The organism is Paramagnetospirillum caucaseum (assembly GCF_000342045.1).
GTDB lineage: Bacteria > Pseudomonadota > Alphaproteobacteria > Rhodospirillales > Magnetospirillaceae > Phaeospirillum > Phaeospirillum caucaseum.
Genome location: NZ_AONQ01000201.1, coordinates 1 through 523, shown reverse-complemented (window position 1 = coordinate 523; position 523 = coordinate 1). Strand labels below are relative to the sequence as shown.

Here is a 523-nt window from a genome sequence, read left to right as displayed (position 1 = left end):
ACTTGATGATCTTGGCCACCACGCCGGCGCCGACGGTCCGGCCGCCTTCGCGGATGGCGAAGCGCAGGCCCTGGTCCATGGCGATGGGGGCGATCAGGGTCACGATCATCTTCACGTTGTCGCCCGGCATCACCATCTCGGTACCTTCCGGCAGGGCGACCACACCGGTGACGTCGGTGGTGCGGAAGTAGAACTGCGGACGGTAGTTGGTGAAGAACGGGGTATGACGGCCGCCTTCTTCCTTGTTCAGGATGTAGGCCTCGGCCTCGAAGTCGGTGTGCGGCGTGATGGAGCCCGGAGCCGCCAGAACCTGGCCGCGCTCCACGTCTTCCCGCTTGGTGCCGCGCAGCAGGGCGCCGATGTTGTCGCCGGCCTCGCCCTGGTCGAGCAGCTTGCGGAACATTTCCACGCCGGTGCAGGTGGTCTTGACGGTCGCCTTGATGCCGACGATCTCGACTTCCTCGCCCACCTTGACCACGCCACGCTCGACGCGCCCCGTGACCACGGTGCCGCGGCCCGAGAT

Annotated in this window: 1 protein-coding gene; it reads right to left on the bottom strand. The window is 66.7% G+C overall.

Annotated elements, in window-relative coordinates; all coding sequences use genetic code 11:
* On the bottom strand, window positions 1–523 hold a 523-nt coding region (locus H261_RS23005), incomplete at both ends, for an EF-Tu C-terminal domain-related protein (protein WP_008622949.1).